Here is an 18,399-nt window from a genome sequence, read left to right as displayed (position 1 = left end):
GGCGGGGCCGCTACGCTCGGGGCCAGCCATGAGGATCGGCCCGTGGGACAGCGCGCGCGGACCCACGGCGGGCAGGGTGCTCGCCGTGCTCTCGGCCGTGCCCGCGCTCGTCCTGGCGGGCTGGCTGCTAGCCGGGTTCGCGCTGCTCATGCTGGGCTGGTTCAGGCCGGTCGCCGCGCTGCCGCTCGGCCTGCTGGTCGCGGCGCTGCTGTGCCGCTACGGCCTGCGCCGCCTGCCGGAGACGGTCGAGGCGACCGCCGGGCAGACGGCCGCGGTCGTCGCCGTCGCGGCCGGTTCCGCGATCTTCAACACCGTGTTCGGCAGCGAGCAGCTCATCGTCCGCCGCGACCCGGCGACCTACGCGCAGTACGCCGTCTGGCTGGCCGAACACGGCTCGCTGCCGATCCCGTACCAGGAGGCGGCCTTCGGCGGGGCCGACCCGGCGCTGGTCTTCGGCAGCATGGGCTTCTACGACTTCGGCGGCGTGGTCGTGCCGCAGTTCATGCCGGGGCCGCCGATGATCCAGGCGCTCGGTCACTGGCTGGGCGGGCTGGGCGGCCTGCTGCTGGTCCCCCCGCTGCTCGGCGCCATGGCGGTGCTGGTCGTCGCCGGGCTCGTCGCCAGGTTCGTCGGCGCCCGCTGGGCGCCGCTGGCCGCCCTGGTGTTCGCGGTCAGCCTGCCGATCCTCTACACCTCGCGCACCACCTTCAGTGAGATCCCGTCCCTGATCATGCTCTTCGGCGGGCTCGTCCTGCTCCACGACGCACGGGCCAGGCTGCGTTCGGGCGTCATGGGGCTCGGCTACCTGCCACCGGTCCCCTCGGGGGAGCGGCCGGGGCTGGTCCGCGCGGCCCAGGCCTACGGCGCCGTCGCGGGCGCCGACCTGGCGGGCCTGGTGTTCGGGCTGGCCGTGCTGGTCAGGATCGACGGCCTGCGCGACATCCTGCCCGTGCTCGCCTACGCCGGGCTGCTGATCGCCATGCGCAGGGTCGGCGGCCGTCAGGAGGGACGGCTCGGCCTGCCGCTGCTGTGCGGGCTGGCCGTGGGAACCGGGGTCGGCCTGGCCGCCACCTACTTCCTGTCCCGGCCGTACCTGACCTACCTGGGAGCCTCGGTCAGGCCGCTGCTGGCCATCTGCGGGGCGGTCCTGGCCCTCACCCTGGTGGCGGCGGCCCTGGCCCCGGTGCTCGCCCCGCCGCTGCGACGGGCCGTACGGCTGCGCGGGCTTCCCGAGATCGCCGCGGGCCTGGTGGTGCTGGTCGTCGCGATCTTCGTGGCCCGGCCCTGGCTGCAGACCGTGACCCGCATCCCGGTGACCGCCGACGACGCGCTGAACGCCGCGTTCATCCAGCGAACCCAGGCGGACAACGGCCTGGCGGCCGACCCGACCCGGCTCTACTACGAGGAGTCGCTCTACTGGGTGATCTGGTACCTCGGCGTTCCCGCCGTCGCCCTGGCCACCATGGCCGCCGCCCTGCTGACGCGCAGGCTGGTCAGGCGGCGCGGGTTCGGCTGGCTGCTGCCGCTGGCCGTGATCGGCTGGACCACGGTCGCCACGCTGATACTGCCCTCCATCACCCCCGACCACCCGTGGGCCTCCCGGCGCCTGGTGCCCGTCGTCATCCCCGGGCTGGTGCTGCTGGCGGTCTGGGGGCTGCGCTGGGTCAGGGACAAGGCCCGCAGGCTCGGGTACGGCAGGCCCGTGCAACGCGGGCTGGTCGTCGCGGGCGTGCTGCTGCTGCTCGTGCCGCCCGTGGTCACCTCGGCGGGCGTCGCCTTCACCCCGGTCGAGCGCGGTGAGCGCGCCGCGGTCGAGGCGATGTGCGCGGCCCTGCCCGCCAACGCCTCCGTGCTGATCGTCGAACGGGTCACCGGTGACCGGTTCACCCAGGTCGTCAGGGGCACCTGCGGCGTGCCGACCGCCAAGGTCTTCCACCGGCAGGGCGCGGACATCCCCATCCCCTCCGACGTCAACCGTCTGGTCGGCCGCGTCCGGGCGGCGGGCCGGGTGCCCGTCCTGCTCGCGGTCAGGGCCGACCAGCTCGCTCCGTACGGCGATCCGGTCCAGGTGATGAAGCTGCGGGCCCGTCAGGACGAGCGTTCCCTCGTCGAGCCGCCGAACGGCACCTGGTCGATGGCCGTGGACGTCTGGATGACCGTCCCGCCCGCCTCCTGAAGGCCCGTAGGTAACGGTTTCGCCCGCCGGGGACCACCTCGTCAAGCGGTGATCGAATCCGTGATATCCATTCATGGCTGTTGTGAAGGACATCTGGTTATCGCGGTGGGTGACGCATTGGACACGATTGTTCCCGGGAGCGGGTCCGGTGGCTCGCGGAGACGGGCACGGGCCCGCCGCGCCGTACTGAGCGGGGTCGCGGCCGTGGCCGTACTGCCGGTGCTCCCGCCGACGGCCGCGCAGGCGGTGCCGTCCCCCAAGGCGCCGTCCCCCGAGGCGTCGGCTGCCAGGGCGTCGGCTCCCCGGGCGGAGTCCCCGCAGGGACGCTCCCCCGAGGCCGCGACTCCCACGGCACGGCCTCCCAAGGCGCCGTCCCTCAAGGCGGGGTCCTCCGCGACCGGCCAGAAGTTCTCCCCGCCGCCCGCCGGTCCCTGGCCGAAGGGCGGGACATTCTCCGTCTTCCTGTGCTGGGACGACGCCCCGTGGGAGAACTGCCACGGCAGGGCCGTGACCGCCGAGCAACGGCGTGCTCTCGGGGAGAGGCTGCGGGCGATGCCCCAGGTGAAGGACGTGCGGTTCGTCTCCCGCCAGGAGGCCCTGGCGGACTACCGCAGGGCCTACGCCGGGGACGAGGTCATGCTCTCCGTCCTCAAGGCCGGGGACCTGCCGGAGTCGTTCGTCGGGACGCTCCGTGACCGGGCCGACATCGCTCCCTTCCCCGCCGCGCTCAACCGGGCTCCGGGCGTCGCCAACGCCGGTGCCTTCGGCCACCCCTTCTGGCGGTACAAGGCCGACGCCTACCTCACGCTCTGCGGGGCGGACGACTGCGCGGGACGCGGCCGGGCCACCTCCCAGGAGAGGAAGGCCGTCGAGGCGAGGCTGGCGGGCATGGAGGAGGTCGAGCACGTCTACGTCGAGGACGCCGCCCACGCCCGGCGCGTCCTGTCCTTCATGTGGGCAGGGCGCCTGCCCGACTCGGCGACCGTGTCCGAGGGATACTTTGTAAAGCTCGCCGACCCGACGGACGCCCGGTCATTCGCCGCGACGATGGAGGAACTGCCGGGCGTCGGCGGCGCCGGTGTCGTGGAGACAGGCTGAGCCGGACGGCGAAGTGCACTCGCCTCCCAGCCGGGCAGAGTATCCTCGCCCGTCGTGAGCACGCCCGAGACGCCGAAGAGTGGAACCGCCGTGGACGCAACACCGTACGTCACAATCGTCCTGCCCTGTTACAACGAGCAGAACCACGTCATCGACGAGGTCGAGCGCATCTGCCGGGCGATGGACGACAGCGGTTACACCTACGAGCTCGTGGCCGTCGACGACTTCTCGACCGACGCGACCCTGGCCAGGCTGCACGAGGCCGCGCCGCGTTTCCCCAACATGCGGGTGCGGGCCTTCCACCGCAACGGCGGCTCGGGCACCGTGCGCAGGATCGGCACGCAGGAGGCCCGGGGCGAGATCGTCGTGTGGACCGACGCGGACATGACCTACCCGAACGAGCGCATCCCCGAGCTGGTGGCGATCCTGGACAAGGACGCGGCGATCGACCAGGTCGTGGGCGCGCGGACCACCGAGGAGGGCTCGCACAAGTTCCTGCGGGTGCCCGCCAAGTGGTTCATCCGCAAGGTGGCCGAGCGGCTCGCCGGGCAGAAGATCCCCGACCTGAACAGCGGGCTTCGGGCCTTCCGCAAGTCGGTGGCCAAGCCGTACCTGCGGCTGCTGCCTCCCGGCTTCTCCTGCGTCACCACGATCACGCTGTCGTTCCTGTCGAACCAGCACGACGTCTACTATCTGCCGATCGAGTACAGCAAGCGGGCGGGCACGTCGAAGTTCAGCTTCGTCTCCGACGCCTACCGCTACATCCTGCAGGTGCTGCGGATGGTCATGTACTTCAACCCGCTCAAGGTCCTCATGCCGCCCGCGCTGTGGCTGGTCGGCATCGGCCTGGTCAAGGGCGTGGTCGACATGATCCGCTACGGGTTCTACCTGACCAGCAACACCATCGTCATCTTCCTGTCCGGTCTGCTCATCGGCTCGCTCGCGCTGCTGGCCGACCTCATCGTGCGCTCCAGGAGCGAGTAGATGCGCGTCGCGATCGTCGGGCCCGCCCACCCCTACAAGGGCGGCGGGGTCGCGCACACCACGGAACTGGCCCACCGTCTGCGGGCGGCCGGGCACGACGTGCTGATCGAGTCGTGGCGGGCGCAGTACCCCTCCTTCCTCTACCCGGGCACCCAGACCGTGGACACCCCCGACGGCGCCCCCTTCCCCAACGTCCTGCGCGACCTCGACTGGCGCCGTCCCGACGGCTGGGCGCGCGCGGGGCGCCGCCTGGCGGGGGCCGACCTGGTGATCCTCGTCGTGCTCAGCCCGGTGCAGGTGCCCGCCTACCTGGGCATCCTGTACGGCCTGCGGCGCCGTACCCGGGTCGTCGCGCTGTGCCACAACGTGCTGCCCCACGAGCGCAAGCCGTACGACGTGCCGTTGATGCGGGCGCTGCTGCGCAGGGTCGACGGGGTGCTGGCCCACTCGCGGGCGCAGGGGGACCTGGCCCGAGGGCTGACGCCCGCTCCGGTGACGGTGGCCGAGATGGCGCCGCACCTGCCCGCCGCCCTGCGCGGACGTGCCCGGGGAGCGGGTGAGGAGGTGGCCGGGCGGCTGTTGTTCTTCGGCCTGGTCCGTCCGTACAAGGGGCTCGACGTGCTGATCAGGGCGCTGCCCGAAGGGGTCTCGCTGCGTGTCGCCGGAGAGTTCTGGGGCGGTCTCGACGAGACGAAGGCGTTGGTCGCGCAGCTCGGGCTGACCGACCGGGTCGAACTGCGACCGGGTTACGTGGCCGACACCGAGGTGCCGGAGCTGTTCGCCGACGTGGACGCGCTGGTCCTGCCCTACCGCGGCGGTACGGCCAGCCAGCAGGTGTGGCTCGGCCACGAACAGGGCGTGCCGGTGATCGCCAGCCGGGTGGGGACGCTCGGCGACCACGTGACCGACGGCGTGGACGGCCTGCTGGTCGAGCCGGGCTCGGTGGAGTCCCTGCGGGCCGCGCTTGAGGCCTTCTACCGGCCGGGAGAGCCGCAACGGCTGCGGTCCGGGGTCAAGCCGGTCGACCCCGAACCCTACTGGGACGCCTACCTGGCGGCTCTGGTCGGTGACCGGTAAGGGACACGGCACGCCGGTACGCTTGGGCCGCGCGCCCCGGCGGGCAGGGGCGGGCCGTGATGGCGACGAGGAACGGTGAACGGACGATGAGCGGCGAGCGGGTTGCGCAGCTGGAGTACTCCGAGTTCCAGGCGGCCATGCTGGACGAGGAGAAACGCCGCCGCAAGGCCGCGAAGATCGTGGCGGTGCTCGGCCACTTCCTCGGCAGGAGGGAGCGGGTCCTCGAAGGGCTGACGGTCGCCGACATCGGCTGTTCGGCCGGGTTCATCGCCGACGAGCTGGCGGCGGCGGGCGCGCGGCGGACGTTCGGCGTGGACATCGACGTGCCGGGCCTGCGCAAGGCCTCGGCGCGGTTCGGTGAGCGGGTCAGCTTCGTCTGTGCCGACGGTACGGCGCTGCCCTTCCCCGACGACTCCATCGACGTGCTGGTCTTCAACCACATCTACGAGCACGTGGTGGACCCTGACGCGATCATGGCGGAGATGCGCCGGGTGCTGGCCCCCGACGGCGTGCTCTACCTGGGCCTGGGCAACCGGCTCGGGGTGATGGAGCCGCACTACAGGCTGCCGTTCCTGTCCTATCTGCCGCCCGCGCTCGCCGACCGTTACGTGCGCCTGTCCGGGCGGGCCGACAGCTACTACGAGCGCTACCGGACCCGCAGGGGGCTGCGCCGGATGGTCAGGGGACTGCGGGTGTGGGACTACACCTTCCCGGTGCTGGCCACCCCGGCGGAGTTCGCCGGGTCCGAGCTGTTCCCCGGCGCGGTCGGCCGGGCCGCGGAGGGTGTCCTGTCCCGGCTGCCACGGCCGGTGCTCGGCGCGCTGCTGCCGGTCGTGCCGACCTACCTGTGGGTGGCGACCAAGGGGCGACGCCGTCCCGCGGGGGCCGCCCTGCCGCAGCCGCCGGAGCCGGTGCTCCCTCTGTGAGACCCCTGTGAGATTGGAACCGTGAGAGCGTGAAACGCCTGGTCCGGATCGCGTTCCTGGTCGTCGCGCTCGGCTTCGGCGCGTGGGCGGTCGCCCGGCAGTGGGACGACATCCGCGCCGGGTTCGCCCGGCTCTCCTGGCCCGGCCTGGTCCTGTCGCTGCTGGCCGTCATCGCCGCGCTGGGCGGCGGGATGATGACGTGGCGGGCGCTGCTGGCCGACCTCGGCTCGCCGCTGCCGTTCCGCCCCGCCGCGAAGGTCTTCTTCGTCGGCCAGCTCGGCAAGTACATCCCCGGCTCGCTGTGGCCGGTCCTGGCCCAGATGGAGATGGGCAGGGAACTCGGCGTGCCCAGGTCGCGCAGCGCGGCGGCGTTCTTCCTGACGATGCCGGTGCAGCTGGGCAGCGGGCTGGTGGTCTCGGGAGTGACGCTGCTGGCCGCCATGCCGGGTTCGGCGGCGCCGTACGCCTGGGTGTTCCTGCTGATCCCGGTGCTCGCGGTGGCCTTCGAGCCCCGGGTGGTCAACGCGGTCCTCGGGTTCGGGCTGCGGAAGCTGGGGCGTGAGCCGCTCGAACGCCCGCTCACCCGCGGGGGCATGCTCACCGCGCTCGGCTGGGCGCTGCTCGGCTGGACCGCCTACGGCCTGCACCTGGCCGCCGTCGTCCGTGACTTCGGCCCCTCCGGGCTTTCCGCGATCGTCTTCTCCATCGGGGCGTTCGCGCTCTCCTGGTGCCTGGGCATCATGACGTTCGTGGTCCCGGCGGGGGCGGGGGTGCGCGAGGTGGCCATGGTCGCGGTGCTGGCCCCGGTGCTGAGCCAGGGACAGGCGATCACGGTGGCGCTCTGCTCCAGAATCGTGATCGTGGTCGGTGACCTTGTTTGCGCCGGTGCGGCCGGGATCGCGGCCCGTCGTGACGTCGGTCCCACGCACGATCAAACAACGGGAAAACCCGTGTGATATACCCCACGTTTTCGAAGACGCTCGCAATAGAGTGAGGGGGAAATGGGAGAAGGAGCCCGCGCTGACCCTTGAGGGGGAGTGATCGTTCTTGACGCCCCGAGTGCTCGTCGACGCGGCCGCGGTTCCGGCTGACCGTGGTGCTCTGATCAGATATGTCGACGGACTTCTCGCCGCGCTTGACCGGGCGGGAGCCGACCTGGCGATCGTGTGCCAACGCGCCGACGCCGAACGTTACGCCGGGCTCGCCCCTTCGGCCAGGATCGTTCCAGGGCCGCTCGGCATCGCCAACCGGGCCGCCAGGATCGCCTGGGAGCAGACCGGGCTGCCGGTCGTCGCCCAGCAGGTGGGCGCCCAGGTGATCCACGCCCCCTACTACTCGATGCCGCTGCGTTCGGGGCTGCCCGCCGTGGTGACCGTGCACGACGTCACGTGGTTCACCGAGGCCTCCCAGCACGACACGGTCAGGGCCTCCTTCTTCCGTTCGGCGACCCGCACCGCCGTACGGCACGCCGCGCGGGTCGTCGTCCCCTCGAAGGCGACGAGGGACGAGCTGGTCAGGGTGCTGACCGCCGACCCGACGAGGATCGACGTGGCCTACCACGGGGTCGATCCCCGGCTGTTCCACCGGCCCTCGGAGCGGGAGCTGGCGCACGCGGCCGACCGGCTCGGGCTGCACGGCACGCCGTACGTTGCCTTTCTCGGCCCGATGGAGCCGCGCAAGAACCTGCCGAACCTGATCAGGGGGTTCGCCAGGGCGGTGCGCGAGCTGCCCTCGCCGCCCGCGCTGGTGCTGGCGGGCGGGGTCCACGAGGCCGACGTGGACGCCGCGATCGACGAGGTGCCCTCGGACGTCAGGGTCGTCCGTCCCGGCTTCCTGGCCTTCTCCGACCTGTCCGGTTTCCTCGGCGGCGCGCTGGTGGCGGCCTTCCCCTCCCGGGGGGAGGGCTTCGGGCTTCCCGTCCTTGAGGCCATGGCCTGCGGCACACCGGTGCTGACCACGCACCGGACCTCGCTGCCCGAGGTCGGCGGGGACGCGGTCGCCTACACCGAGCCCGACGAGGCAAGCATCGCCGACGCGCTGCGTTCGCTGCTGACCTCGCCGGAGCGCCGCGCGGCGCTTTCCGAGGCGGGGCACTCCAGGGCGAAGGAGTTCACCTGGGACGCCTCGGCCGAGGCCCATCTGTTGTCCTATCAGCGTGCGCTCGATTAGCGAAAGAATCGATCTTCCATCGGTTAATGGGCTATTCAGCACGCCGTTGAACGGTGAGCTAATCTCGCGGGATGATGGAGACCTCTTTGTCGGAGCTTGAGGCGATTCTTCTTGTCGGAGGACAAGGAACGCGACTGCGTCCGCTTACCCTGGGCACCCCGAAGCCGCTGCTGCCCACGGCGGGGGTCCCCTTCCTGGCGCACCAGCTGGCGCGGGCCCGTTCGTTCGGGGTACGGCGCATCGTGTTCGCCACCTCCTACCGGGCCGAGATGTTCTCCGAGGCGTTCGGGGACGGCTCGGCGTTCGGGCTCTCGCTGGAGTACATGACGGAGGAGACGCCGCTGGGCACCGGCGGCGCCATCAGGAACGCCGCCGACGCGCTGACCTGCGGCCCGGACGCCCCGGTGCTGGTGCTCAACGGCGACATCCTGTCCGGCCACGACATCGGCGACCAGGTCGCCAGGCACATCGCCAGACAGGCCGCGGTGACGTTGCACCTGACCGAGGTCGAGGACCCCTCGCGGTTCGGCTGCGTGCCGACCGACGGGGACGGCCGGGTGACCGCGTTCCTGGAGAAGACACCGAACCCGGTCACCAACCGGATCAACGCGGGCTGCTACGTCTTCACCCGCTCGGTGATCGACACCATCCCGGCGGGGGAGGTCGTCTCCGTCGAACGGGAGACCTTCCCCGGCCTCATCGAGGACGGCGCCCTGGTGCTCGGCTACGCCGACGCCTCCTACTGGCTGGACGTCGGCACCCCCGCCGCGTTCGTCCAGGGTTCCCGCGACCTGGTCCTGGGCCGGCTGGCCTCCCCGGCCCTGCCCGGGCCGACCGGTGACCTGCTGGCGCTGCCCGGCGCCGTGGTCGACGCGGGGGCGAAGGTGGACGGCGGTTCCGTCGTCGGCGCCCGCGCGGTCGTCGAGGCGGGGGCGCAGGTCTCCGGCAGCGTGCTCGGCGACGACTGCGTGATCCGCGCCGGGGCGTCGGTGACCGACTCGGTCGTGGGCATCGGGGCCAGGGTCGAGCCGGGCGCGGTCCTGCGGGACGTGGTCGTCGGTGACGGCGCCGTCGTCGGGCCGGGCAACGAACTGCTCGCGGGCAGCCGGGTCTGGCCGGGTGTCGTGCTGCCCGAGTGCGCCATCCGTTTCTCCAGCGACCGCTGACCCGCTCCCTTGGCCGAAAGACGGTGGCGGCCGGACCGGCCGCTCGATCTCAGGGCGACTCTGCGTCCGTTGCGGCACGGCCCCGGGGACCCCGCCTGGCGGCACACCCCCGACGGGGCGTTCTGGCGCACCTGCGCCACCCCCGACGGACCGGGCACACTGCGGGTCGCCGTCGCCGACGGCCGCGTCACCGGTGCGGCGTGGGGTCCCGGAGCCGGATGGCTGCTGGAGACGCTGCCCGCGCTGCTCGGCGAGGACGACGACGTCTCGGGCTTCGTCCCGGAGCACGAGGTGGTACGGCGCGCGGCGAAACGGCACGAAGGGCTCAGGATCGGACGGACCTTCCGGGTCTTCGAGTCCCTGGTGCCCGCCGTACTGGAGCAGAAGGTGGTCAGTGAGGAGGGCTGGCGGGCGTGGCGGTGGCTGCTGTACCGCTACGGTGAGCCGGCTCCGGGGCCCGCGCCCGAGGGGATGCGGGTCTTTCCCGGACCTGAGGTGTGCCGGTCGATCCCCTCGTGGGACTGGCACCGGGCGGGGGCCGAGGCCGTACGGGCCAGGACGATCGTGAACGCCGCCCGGTACGCCGCGAGGCTGGAGGCGGCGGGGGACAGCGCCGCGACCGATCTGCTGCTGCGGGCGCTGCCGGGGATCGGAGTGTGGACGTCGGCCGAGGTGCGCCAGCGCTCACACGGCGACGCGGACGCGCTCTCCGTCGGCGACTATCACCTGTCGTCGCTGGTCGGCTGGGCGCTGACGGGGCGGCGGACCGACGACGCGGGGATGTTGCGGCTGCTCGCCCCCTACCTGGGGCATCGTCACCGGGTCAGCAGGTTGCTGAGGTCGGACGGCGAACGCCCGCCCGCACGGGGGCCGAGGGCACGGGTGCGGGACTACCGGTCCTTCTGACGGGGAGCCTTCTCCTGGACGTGGCAGGGTCGTCGTCGCGCCAGTCACGGCCGTCACGGGTGTCGGTGCCTATCAGCGGGGCCAGCGCGGACACGGCGAGCAGGGCGAGGAGGAACCAGAGCATCGTGAACTCCTGTGGAGCGGTTTCCGGGGATGCCTCCAATATATGCAGGTGCAATAATTTACGTCTATCGAGATTTGCTTGAGGGTCCACTTAAGCAGTGCTGAAGTCGGAGCCGTACCCCGCGCCCGGTCCGTCCGGAGCAGGGTCGTAATGTGCCGTCATGAGCGACAACCCCACCGACAGCGCGATGCGTAGGGCGCTGGCCCGCGCCCGTGACGGCAAAGCTCTTGATCTCACCGAAGCCACCGTCCTCCTGCACGCCAGGGACGGTCATCTCGACACCCTGCTCGAACACGCGGGCCGAGTCAGGGACGCGGGTCTCGAAGCCGTCGGACGGCAGGGAACCATCACCTACAGCCGCAAGGTCTTCATACCGCTGACCCGCCTGTGCCGTGACCGCTGTGGGTACTGCACGTTCGCCACCGCTCCGCACAAGCTGGAGAGCGTTTTCCTGAGCCCCGACGAGGTGCTGGAGATCGCCAGGCAGGGCGCCGCCATGGGGTGCAAGGAGGCGCTGTTCACCCTCGGCGACCGTCCCGAGGACCGCTGGCACCAGGCCCGCGAGTGGCTGGACGCGCACGGCTACGACGACACGCTCTCCTACGTCCGCGCGATGGCCATCCGGGTCCTTGAGGAGACCGGCCTGCTGCCGCACCTCAACCCGGGCGTCATGACCTGGCGTGACCTGCAACGCCTCAAGCCGGTCTCGCCGTCGATGGGCATGATGCTGGAGACGACCTCACGGCGCCTGTTCGAGGTCAAGGGCATGCCGCACCACGGCTCTCCCGACAAGGACCCCGCCGTACGGCTGCGCGTCCTTGAGGACGCGGGCCGCAGCAACGTGCCCTTCACCACCGGCATCCTCATCGGCATCGGCGAGACCGTCGAGGACAGGGCCGAGTCGCTGTTCGCGCTGCGCAGGGTGGCCCGCGAGTACGGCGGTCTCCAGGAGACCATCATCCAGAACTTCCGCGCCAAGCCGGACACCGCGATGCGCGGCATGCCCGACGCCGACCTGCAGGAGCTGGCCGCCACGATCGCGGTCTCCCGGCTGGTCCTCGGCCCCCGGATGCGGGTGCAGGCCCCGCCGAACCTGGTCGACGCCGAGTACGACCTGATGATCAGGGCCGGGATCGACGACTGGGGCGGTGTCTCGCCCCTGACCCCCGACCACGTCAACCCGGAACGGCCGTGGCCGCAGATCGAGGAACTCGCCGCCCGTACCGCCGCCTCCGGCTTCACGCTGCGTGAGCGGCTGACGATCTACCCCGAGTACGTGCTCGCAGGTGAGCCCTGGCTCGACCCCCGCCTTCACGCGCACGTGGCGGCCCTCGCCGACCCGGAGACGGGGCTGGCGCGGGAGGACGCCGTCCTCGTCGGCCGTCCCTGGCAGGAGCCCGACGGCGGCTTCGTCTCGGCGGGCCGTACCGACCTGCACACCGCGGTGGACACCGAGGGGCGGACCGCCGACCGTCGCGAGGACTTCGACGACGTCTACGGTGACTGGGACGCGCTCAGGGAACGGCTGCCCGTGGCCGCCGCTCCCTCCGTGCTGGTCGGGGAGGTCGGCCGGGCCCTGCGGAAGGCCGCGGAGAGCCCGGCCGCGCTGACCGAGGAGGAGGCCGTCGCCCTGCTCGACGTGGCGGGCGACCAGAACGGGGCAGGGGCCGACGACGCGGCCCTCGACGAGCTGTGCCGGATCGCCGACGACCTGCGCAGGCAGGCGGTCGGCGACGACGTGACCTTCGTGGTCAACCGCAACATCAACTTCACCAACGTCTGTTACACCGGCTGCCGCTTCTGCGCGTTCGCGCAGCGCCGTACCGACGCCGACGCCTACACCCTCAGCCTGGAGCAGGTCGCGGACCGGGCCTGGGAGGGCTGGCAGGCCGGGGCGACCGAGGTGTGCATGCAGGGCGGCATCCATCCGGACATGCCGGGCGACGCCTACTTCGACATCGCCAGGGCGGTCAAGGCGAGGGTGCCGGGAATGCACGTCCACGCCTTCTCCCCGATGGAGGTCATCAACGGTGCGAGCCGTACGAACCTGTCCATCGAGGACTGGCTCGTCGCGGCCAGGGAGGCGGGAGTCGACTCGCTGCCCGGCACCGCGGCCGAGATCCTCGACGACGACGTGCGCTGGGTGCTGACCAAGGGCAAACTGCCGGCCAGGGAGTGGATCGAGGTCATCTCGACCGCGCACCGGGTCGGCATCCCGACGACCTCGACGATGATGTACGGCCACGTGGACACCCACGCCCACTGGGTACGGCACATTCAGCTGATCCGCCGCATGCAGGAGGAGACGGGCGGTTTCTCGGAGTTCGTCCTGCTGCCGTTCGTGCACCACAGCGCGCCCATCTATCTGGCCGGGATCGCCAGGCCGGGACCGACGGCGCGGGAGAACCGCGCCGTGCACGCGCTGTCCAGGATCCTGCTGCACGGCGCGATCGACAACATCCAGTGCTCGTGGGTCAAACTCCGTGACGACCTGTGCCGTCAGGTGCTCCAGGGCGGCGTCAACGACCTGGGCGGCACGTTGATGGAGGAGACGATCAGCCGGATGGCGGGCTCGGAGAACGGCTCGTTCAAGACGATCACCGAGATCGGGGAGATGGTGGCCCCGACCGGGCGGCGGATCCGTCAGCGGACCACGGAGTACGGCACGCCGGACGCCGAGCGGCTGGCCGCCTCGGCCGCCAGCGACGGCGTCTGCCGCAGCGTCCGGGGCCTGCTGCCCCTCGAACAGGTCTGAGTCGCTGGGCGGGGCCCCTCGGCGGGGTTCCCGCCCGGCGTGTCATCTTCTCCGCGTGAGTCCGTCGAGGATCAGGTCGAGCCCGAAGTCGAACTCGTCGCCGAAGTCGTAGCCGGGCTTGAGAACGTGCTCGGTCGCCATCTCGACGAGGTGGGGATATCCCTCGGCGAAGGCCTGCTGCGCCATCGGCTCGACGATCTCGGTCACGTTCTGCGGGCCGTCGAAGGGCAGAGACGCCTCCTGGAGGGCGAAGCCGTACACGTAGCTGTCGAGCAGCGCGTAGGCGTGGGCGGCCATCCGCACCGGGAAACCCGCCCCGCGCAGGATGCCGAGAACCGCGTCGTGATGCCGCAGGGTCGCGGGGCCGGGGGTGGTCCGCGACTCCAGGAGCCCGAGCGCCCAGGGGTGGCGCCGCAGCACGAGACGGGCCGAGGACGCCCGCCGCCGGATCTCCTCTCGCCAGTCGCCGTCGGCCGACGGCAGCTCGATCTCCTGGAAGACGAGGTCGACGATGCCGTCGAGGATCTCCTCCTTGCCGGCGACGTGATGGTAGACCGACATCGGTTTGACACCGAGCTCCTGGGCGAGCGAGCGGATCGTCAGCGACCCGATTCCCCCCGCGTCGGCGACCGCGAGGGCGCCGCGCAACACCCGTTCACGGCTGAGCTGAGCCATCGCGCCCTCCTGGACGATTGTCGTTTCGTACTTAGTACGTTACCGTGACCGTACTTAGTACGAGCGCACTCCGGACCGGGCTTCGCCGGGCCCGGTGACGTCCGGGTCCGGTGAAGCTCGGTCCGGTGAAAGAGGGAAGAGATGTCAGCCAGAGCAACGGGACGAGCCGTGGGTGCTCTTTTTCTGCTCGCGTTCGTCGTGTACATCCCCGGCAACGCCCTGACCGGTGCCGCCGCCGACCAGATGCGGACGTCGGCGGGAGCACTGTTGATGCTGGTCAACTCCGTCGCCGTCGCCGGCATCGGAGTGCTGATGTTCCCCGTCCTGAAACGCCACCACGAACTCTCCGCCCACGCCTACCTGGTCTCCAGGGTCGTCGAGGCGGTGATGCTGGCCGTCGGGATCGTCTTCCTGCTTCTGCTGGTCCCCCTCGCGCGGGACACCTCCCTTTCCCCGTCGTTGGCCGCCGTCCTGCGGCAGGGGAACCTTTACGCCTACCAGATCGCCATGGTCTCCCTGGGCCTTGGCAGCCTGCTGTTCTGCCGCGTTCTGTTCCGGGCGAAACTCGTGCCCGGATTCATGGCGGTGTGGGGGACGGTGGGCTACGCCGTTTTCGCGGTGGGTGCGATTCTCGAAATCCTCGGGTACGGCGTCGGCACGGCCCTTTCGGTTCCCGGCGGCCTTTTCGAAGTAGGCCTGGGAGTGCTGCTGACGGTGAAGGGATTTCCCGCCGAGTCCGAGGAGGCCGAGGCCGAGGAGGCCCGTGCCCTACCGGTGCTTCCGGGGTGATCGGCCTGGCCGTCGCAGCGTTCGCCTGAGCGTCTCGAAGGCGGTCGGGCGCGGCAGGTCCGGCAGTGCGTCGCTGATCCGGACGGCGCATTCCCGCGGGCTGTGGACGCTCGTGTCGACGTCGATGTCATGCAGCTCGTGGGAATGGACCCGGTGGTACTGCAGAGCCGCCAGCCCGGGTTGCCGGTCGCCACGTTCGGCCTCACGGCGCTCCAGTTCGGGCAGCGGGCAGCGCACCGCCACCAGCACCGTGTTCTCGGGCACGAGCACATCGAGAAGGTCCAGCAACCGCCAGCGCCGGCTGAGCGGATGGTCGACGACGAGGTTGTTCCCCGCCGCGGCCATACCGGCGACGGCGCGGTGAAAGCCCTTTACGGTGCGGTCGACCTCGGCCTGCAGGTCCTCCTCGGCTATCTCACGCTTGCACCGCATCGCGTGAAAGGCGTCAACCGGCATGTGGAACCACGTCCCGTCCAGAATGTCGAGCAGTTCCCCGGCGATGCTGCTCTTGCCGGAACTGGACGTGCCGTTGAGCAGAATGACCCTGCCTCCGGCCGGGGTTCCGGGAACGGAGGCGTGATCCGGATCCTGCGCCATGTCACCCTTTCCCTGGTGATCGCCGAACTCGATCATCGTAGACGGGCAAGATCCACCAGGGTGACCGCGAGGCCTGCGGCGACGCCTCCGGATGACCGTACGGCGGGGGGCGCCGGAACTCCGCCACACACCTCGGTGAGCGGGACGAACGTCTTTCAGTCGGCCGTGTCGACGACCTTGTTCAGGAAGTTCGTGAGGTTGGTGGCGGTGCGGGTTATCAGTTCCTCCAGGGTCAGGGACTCGTGGAGGCGGGCGCCGGGGGCGGCTTCCTTCTTGCCGCGGAGGTAGAGGGAACAGGCCAGGTCGGTGCAGATGTAGGCGCCGACGGAGTTGCCCTGCTGCCCGGTCTTTCCCGCCCTGCGGGCGGTCAGCAGGCTCACGCCGTCTCCGGGGTGCACGGTCAGGCACAGCGAGCACATGCTGCGCCGTACATGACCGGCGTGGGGGGCGGCCTGGCGCAGGGCGATCGCCACGAGGCCGTCGCCGGACTCGGCGACCATGTAGGCCCGCTCCGGTGAGGCGGGGTCGCGCCAGCCGAGGAAGTCCAGGTCGTCCCAGGGCCGCGTGGCCAGATCCCGGGGTACGGCCAGCCGCTTCGCCTCTCCCTTGGTGCAGTTGACGAAGGCCGCGCGGATGTCGCGCTCGGTAACCGGTCTCATGGTTGGGACGCTATCCTTTCCTAGGAACTCTAGGCAAATGGTTAATCCATCTAAGTTGTGAGAGGGAGGCGTATGGCGCGCGCGGGAGTGACCGTCGAACGGCTGACGCGGGCGGCGGCGGACCTGGCCGACGAGATCGGCTTCGAGAACGTGACCGTCTCGGCGCTCGCGCGGGGATTCGGCGTCACGGACGCGGGCCTGTACTCCCACGTCAAGAACGTGCGCGACCTCAGGACGAGGGTGGCGATCCTCGCGCTGACCGAGCTGGCCGACCGGGCCGCCGCCGCGTTGACCGGGCGTTCGGGCAAGGACGCGCTGGTGGCCTTCGCCAACGCCTACCGCGACTACGCCAGGGAACATCCTGGGAGATACGCCGCGGCGCGCTTCGAACTGGACCCGGAGAACGCCTCCGCCGAGGCGGCCACCCGGCACTCGACGATGACGCGGGCGCTGCTCCGCGGCTACCACCTGCCGGAACCCGCCCAGACGGACGCCGTACGGCTGCTGCACGGCTTCTTCCACGGGTACGTCAGCCTGGAGACGGCGGGCGGGTTCAGCCACTCGAAGGCGATCGACGAGTCCTGGGCCAGAAACCTGGACGCCCTCGACGTCCTCCTGCGGAACTGGCCGTCGCAAATGTGAGGTCCGAGGAGCGCCGGTGCCCGGGTGCGGGCGGTACGACGATGGCGGCATGGGATATGAGATTCGGGCGATCGACGCCCAGGTCGTGAAGGAGTTGCTGGAGGGTGACGACGCGGGCCGCCCGCCCCGGGTGTCGACCGAGCGGGAGGGCGCTCCGCTGCGCTGCTGCCTGACCAGGGCGGGAGCGGGGGAGAGGGTCGCGCTGCTGTCGTACGCGCCGCTGCGCCGGTGGGCGGCGGAACGAGGAGTGGACCCGGGCGCCTACGACGAGCGGGGGCCGATCTTCGTGCACGCCGGCGACTGCCCCGGCGCCGGGTCCGACGGCTGGCCCGAAGGGCACGAGTCGCACCGGATGCTCCGGGCCTACGCCGCGGACGGGCACATCCTGGGGGGACGCTACCTGGCCGCCGGCGAGGACCCGGACACGGCGCTGCGGGAGGTGTTCGGGGACCCGGAGACGGCGGTGGTCCACGTCCGCGCGATCGAATTCGGCTGCTTCCACTTCGAGGTACGGCGCGGCTGAGGACAGACCGCACACGGTGACGATGTCAGGTGTGGTATGAATCCCGGCGGTGTTTGACGACCTGAACCGTCACCGTGTGCTTGTCCTCATCGATGCGGTAGATCACCCGGTAGGTCCCGCGTCGGGCGACGTGGAGTCCCTCATATGGCTCCTGGAGGGGTTTGCCGACGCGCCACGGTTCTTTGGCGAGCGCGCCGGTGATCAACTCCCAGGCCGCGACCGCCACCGTCTCGGGCAGACTCGCCGTCAGGACACGTCGTGCGGGAGGGGCCAGGAGGACGGTGTAGCGGTCGCTCACGCGCTGGCCCTGCCAAGACGGTTCGCCATGATGGCGGCCATCTCCTCCTCGGTGGTCACATCGCCGCGGGCCTCGGCGGACGCCGCCTCGACCAGGTCGGTGCGCATCTGTGGGTCGGCGAGGATTTCCAGGGTCTCCTGGAGGGACTCCCACTCGGCCACGGACACGATCACGGCGTGTGGCCGCCCGTTCCGGGTCAGGGTGAAGTGGTCATGCTCGCGAGCGGCCCGGTCGGCCAGTTCGGTCAGCCGATCCTTGGCCTCACTGATCGGGATGATCTCCATACGTCCATGATATCTGCTTGGCCGATATGACGGCCAGATTCTCGGCCATTGCCCTCCCTGGGCGACGTCCACGTGACCTGGAGCCCCTGGGGATCGGGTCCGGGGAACACGGTTCGGCGCCCGACGTGGTTTTCGTGGGATGGCGCCGTGTGACCTGGGGCTCAGACCTCTGGCGGAAGGGTTCAGCCCTCCGGGTAGAAGAGGAAGAGGGTGCAGCCGACGGTCGTCTGGGGGACGTGGGAGGAGCCCGCGGGGGCGTGGATGAAGGTGCCCGCGGGGTAATCCCGGTCGCCGTCGTTGAAGACCCCGGAGACCACGAAGACCTCCTCGGGGCCCGGGTCGTGGACGTCGATCCCCTGCCAGGACGTGTTCGGGTCCATCTGGAGCACGTAGGCCTTGGCGCCGTTGCCCCCCTTCCACAGGGAGTGCAGGCGAATGCCGGGAAAGAGCTCACGAACCGGGGCGTCCTGGACGGTGGACCACACATACCGCTCTGTCGTCATGTGGCCAGCCTGGTGGCCGGCCGTCTCCCTGCCGAGTGTCAGGAATGA

19 protein-coding genes are annotated in these 18,399 nt (G+C 70.9%); 13 read left to right on the top strand and 6 right to left on the bottom strand.

The window, feature by feature from the left end; all coding sequences use genetic code 11:
- The first annotated feature begins 28 nt into the window (after positions 1 to 28).
- From ABZ463_RS03620 to ABZ463_RS03575, 10 genes are all read left to right on the top strand, one after another.
- On the top strand, positions 29 to 2,176 hold the full coding sequence (locus tag ABZ463_RS03620; RefSeq protein ID WP_362772575.1) for a hypothetical protein: 2,148 nt from the start codon (positions 29 to 31) through the stop codon (positions 2,174 to 2,176).
- Between the two features lie 105 nt (positions 2,177 to 2,281).
- Positions 2,282 to 3,274, top strand: a complete 993-nt coding sequence (locus tag ABZ463_RS03615; protein WP_362772572.1) for a permease-like cell division protein FtsX — start codon at positions 2,282 to 2,284, stop codon at positions 3,272 to 3,274.
- Positions 3,275 to 3,364: 90 nt separating this feature from the next.
- Positions 3,365 to 4,258 carry a glycosyltransferase family 2 protein gene (locus ABZ463_RS03610; protein ID WP_362772569.1) on the top strand — a complete coding sequence of 298 codons (894 nt, stop codon included), beginning with the start codon at positions 3,365 to 3,367 and terminating at the stop codon, positions 4,256 to 4,258.
- Complete coding sequence (locus tag ABZ463_RS03605; RefSeq protein ID WP_362772566.1) at positions 4,259 to 5,335, top strand: glycosyltransferase family 4 protein; 1,077 nt, start codon at positions 4,259 to 4,261, stop codon at positions 5,333 to 5,335.
- A gap of 86 nt (positions 5,336 to 5,421) precedes the next feature.
- Entirely contained in the window at positions 5,422 to 6,261 is an 840-nt protein-coding gene (locus tag ABZ463_RS03600; RefSeq protein WP_362772563.1) for a class I SAM-dependent methyltransferase, read from the top strand.
- A 29-nt stretch (positions 6,262 to 6,290) separates the two neighbouring features.
- On the top strand, positions 6,291 to 7,217 hold the full coding sequence (locus ABZ463_RS03595; protein WP_352009927.1) for a lysylphosphatidylglycerol synthase transmembrane domain-containing protein: 927 nt from the start codon (positions 6,291 to 6,293) through the stop codon (positions 7,215 to 7,217).
- Positions 7,218 to 7,308: 91 nt separating this feature from the next.
- Complete coding sequence (locus ABZ463_RS03590) at positions 7,309 to 8,430, top strand: glycosyltransferase family 1 protein (protein ID WP_352009926.1); 1,122 nt, start codon at positions 7,309 to 7,311, stop codon at positions 8,428 to 8,430.
- A 71-nt stretch (positions 8,431 to 8,501) separates the two neighbouring features.
- Complete coding sequence (locus tag ABZ463_RS03585; RefSeq protein WP_352009925.1) at positions 8,502 to 9,596, top strand: NDP-sugar synthase; 1,095 nt, start codon at positions 8,502 to 8,504, stop codon at positions 9,594 to 9,596.
- 69 nt (positions 9,597 to 9,665) lie between these two features.
- The gene (locus ABZ463_RS03580) at positions 9,666 to 10,502 is read left to right on the top strand and encodes a DNA-3-methyladenine glycosylase 2 family protein (RefSeq protein WP_352009924.1); all 837 of its coding nucleotides are present in this window, start codon (positions 9,666 to 9,668) and stop codon (positions 10,500 to 10,502) included.
- Positions 10,503 to 10,786: 284 nt separating this feature from the next.
- The gene (locus tag ABZ463_RS03575) at positions 10,787 to 13,381 is read left to right on the top strand and encodes a bifunctional FO biosynthesis protein CofGH (RefSeq protein ID WP_362772558.1); all 2,595 of its coding nucleotides are present in this window, start codon (positions 10,787 to 10,789) and stop codon (positions 13,379 to 13,381) included.
- Positions 13,382 to 13,423: 42 nt separating this feature from the next.
- On the opposite strand, the gene ABZ463_RS03570 is transcribed toward ABZ463_RS03575, so the two are convergent.
- Positions 13,424 to 14,056 carry a TetR/AcrR family transcriptional regulator gene (locus tag ABZ463_RS03570; RefSeq protein WP_362772555.1) on the bottom strand — a complete coding sequence of 211 codons (633 nt, stop codon included), beginning with the start codon at positions 14,054 to 14,056 and terminating at the stop codon, positions 13,424 to 13,426.
- A 168-nt stretch (positions 14,057 to 14,224) separates the two neighbouring features.
- Here ABZ463_RS03570 and ABZ463_RS03565 point away from each other — a divergent pair, with 168 nt between their 5' ends.
- Positions 14,225 to 14,845: a DUF4386 domain-containing protein gene (locus ABZ463_RS03565; protein ID WP_362772552.1), complete on the top strand. Its 621-nt coding sequence runs from the start codon at positions 14,225 to 14,227 to the stop codon at positions 14,843 to 14,845.
- Here ABZ463_RS03565 and ABZ463_RS03560 read toward each other — a convergent pair.
- Both ABZ463_RS03560 and ABZ463_RS03555 read right to left on the bottom strand, forming a co-directional pair.
- Complete coding sequence (locus tag ABZ463_RS03560) at positions 14,825 to 15,478, bottom strand: AAA family ATPase (protein ID WP_362772549.1); 654 nt, start codon at positions 15,476 to 15,478, stop codon at positions 14,825 to 14,827. The two genes, ABZ463_RS03565 and ABZ463_RS03560, sit on opposite strands and share 21 nt — an antisense overlap.
- Before the next feature lie 119 nt (positions 15,479 to 15,597).
- A complete protein-coding gene (locus tag ABZ463_RS03555) occupies positions 15,598 to 16,101 on the bottom strand; it encodes an FBP domain-containing protein (RefSeq protein ID WP_362772546.1) in 504 nt (167 codons plus the stop codon).
- A 72-nt stretch (positions 16,102 to 16,173) separates the two neighbouring features.
- Here ABZ463_RS03555 and ABZ463_RS03550 point away from each other — a divergent pair, with 72 nt between their 5' ends.
- Both ABZ463_RS03550 and ABZ463_RS03545 read left to right on the top strand, forming a co-directional pair.
- Entirely contained in the window at positions 16,174 to 16,743 is a 570-nt protein-coding gene (locus ABZ463_RS03550) for a WHG domain-containing protein (RefSeq protein ID WP_352009918.1), read from the top strand.
- 49 nt (positions 16,744 to 16,792) lie between these two features.
- Positions 16,793 to 17,266, top strand: coding sequence for a DUF1203 domain-containing protein (locus tag ABZ463_RS03545; protein WP_362772543.1), 474 nt, complete (start codon positions 16,793 to 16,795; stop codon positions 17,264 to 17,266).
- Between the two features lie 25 nt (positions 17,267 to 17,291).
- Here ABZ463_RS03545 and ABZ463_RS03540 read toward each other — a convergent pair whose 3' ends face one another.
- The 3 genes from ABZ463_RS03540 to ABZ463_RS03530 form a co-directional block, all read right to left on the bottom strand.
- Entirely contained in the window at positions 17,292 to 17,564 is a 273-nt protein-coding gene (locus ABZ463_RS03540) for a type II toxin-antitoxin system RelE/ParE family toxin (protein ID WP_362772540.1), read from the bottom strand.
- Positions 17,561 to 17,848, bottom strand: a complete 288-nt coding sequence (locus tag ABZ463_RS03535) for a type II toxin-antitoxin system Phd/YefM family antitoxin (protein ID WP_362772537.1) — start codon at positions 17,846 to 17,848, stop codon at positions 17,561 to 17,563. Before ABZ463_RS03535 ends, ABZ463_RS03540 begins: the two co-directional genes overlap by 4 nt.
- A gap of 182 nt (positions 17,849 to 18,030) precedes the next feature.
- The gene (locus ABZ463_RS03530; RefSeq protein WP_362772534.1) at positions 18,031 to 18,351 is read right to left on the bottom strand and encodes a cupin domain-containing protein; all 321 of its coding nucleotides are present in this window, start codon (positions 18,349 to 18,351) and stop codon (positions 18,031 to 18,033) included.
- Positions 18,352 to 18,399 lie beyond the last annotated feature (48 nt).

It is taken from the genome of Streptosporangium sp. NPDC020145 (genome assembly GCF_040631275.1).
Taxonomy (GTDB): Bacteria; Actinomycetota; Actinomycetes; order Streptosporangiales; family Streptosporangiaceae; genus Streptosporangium.
Note: the sequence above shows the minus strand (reverse complement) of the source record. Positions and strands in the feature narration are given on the sequence as shown.

What these genes read in the sequence shown, in the direction of transcription:
- ABZ463_RS03600 (WP_362772563.1), top strand. Translation starts at nt 5,422, where the DNA reads ATGAGCGGCGAGCGGGTTGCGCAGCTGGAGTACTCCGAGTTCCAGGCG.
- ABZ463_RS03585 (WP_352009925.1), top strand. Translation starts at nt 8,502, where the DNA reads ATGATGGAGACCTCTTTGTCGGAGCTTGAGGCGATTCTTCTTGTCGGA.
- ABZ463_RS03545 (WP_362772543.1), top strand. Translation starts at nt 16,793, where the DNA reads ATGGGATATGAGATTCGGGCGATCGACGCCCAGGTCGTGAAGGAGTTG.
- ABZ463_RS03560 (WP_362772549.1), bottom strand. Translation starts at nt 15,478, where the DNA reads ATGATCGAGTTCGGCGATCACCAGGGAAAGGGTGACATGGCGCAGGAT.
- ABZ463_RS03535 (WP_362772537.1), bottom strand. Translation starts at nt 17,848, where the DNA reads ATGGAGATCATCCCGATCAGTGAGGCCAAGGATCGGCTGACCGAACTG.
- ABZ463_RS03620 (WP_362772575.1), top strand. Translation starts at nt 29, where the DNA reads ATGAGGATCGGCCCGTGGGACAGCGCGCGCGGACCCACGGCGGGCAGG.
- ABZ463_RS03570 (WP_362772555.1), bottom strand. Translation starts at nt 14,056, where the DNA reads ATGGCTCAGCTCAGCCGTGAACGGGTGTTGCGCGGCGCCCTCGCGGTC.
- ABZ463_RS03555 (WP_362772546.1), bottom strand. Translation starts at nt 16,101, where the DNA reads ATGAGACCGGTTACCGAGCGCGACATCCGCGCGGCCTTCGTCAACTGC.
- ABZ463_RS03575 (WP_362772558.1), top strand. Translation starts at nt 10,787, where the DNA reads ATGAGCGACAACCCCACCGACAGCGCGATGCGTAGGGCGCTGGCCCGC.
- ABZ463_RS03605 (WP_362772566.1), top strand. Translation starts at nt 4,259, where the DNA reads ATGCGCGTCGCGATCGTCGGGCCCGCCCACCCCTACAAGGGCGGCGGG.
- ABZ463_RS03530 (WP_362772534.1), bottom strand. Translation starts at nt 18,351, where the DNA reads ATGACGACAGAGCGGTATGTGTGGTCCACCGTCCAGGACGCCCCGGTT.
- ABZ463_RS03550 (WP_352009918.1), top strand. Translation starts at nt 16,174, where the DNA reads ATGGCGCGCGCGGGAGTGACCGTCGAACGGCTGACGCGGGCGGCGGCG.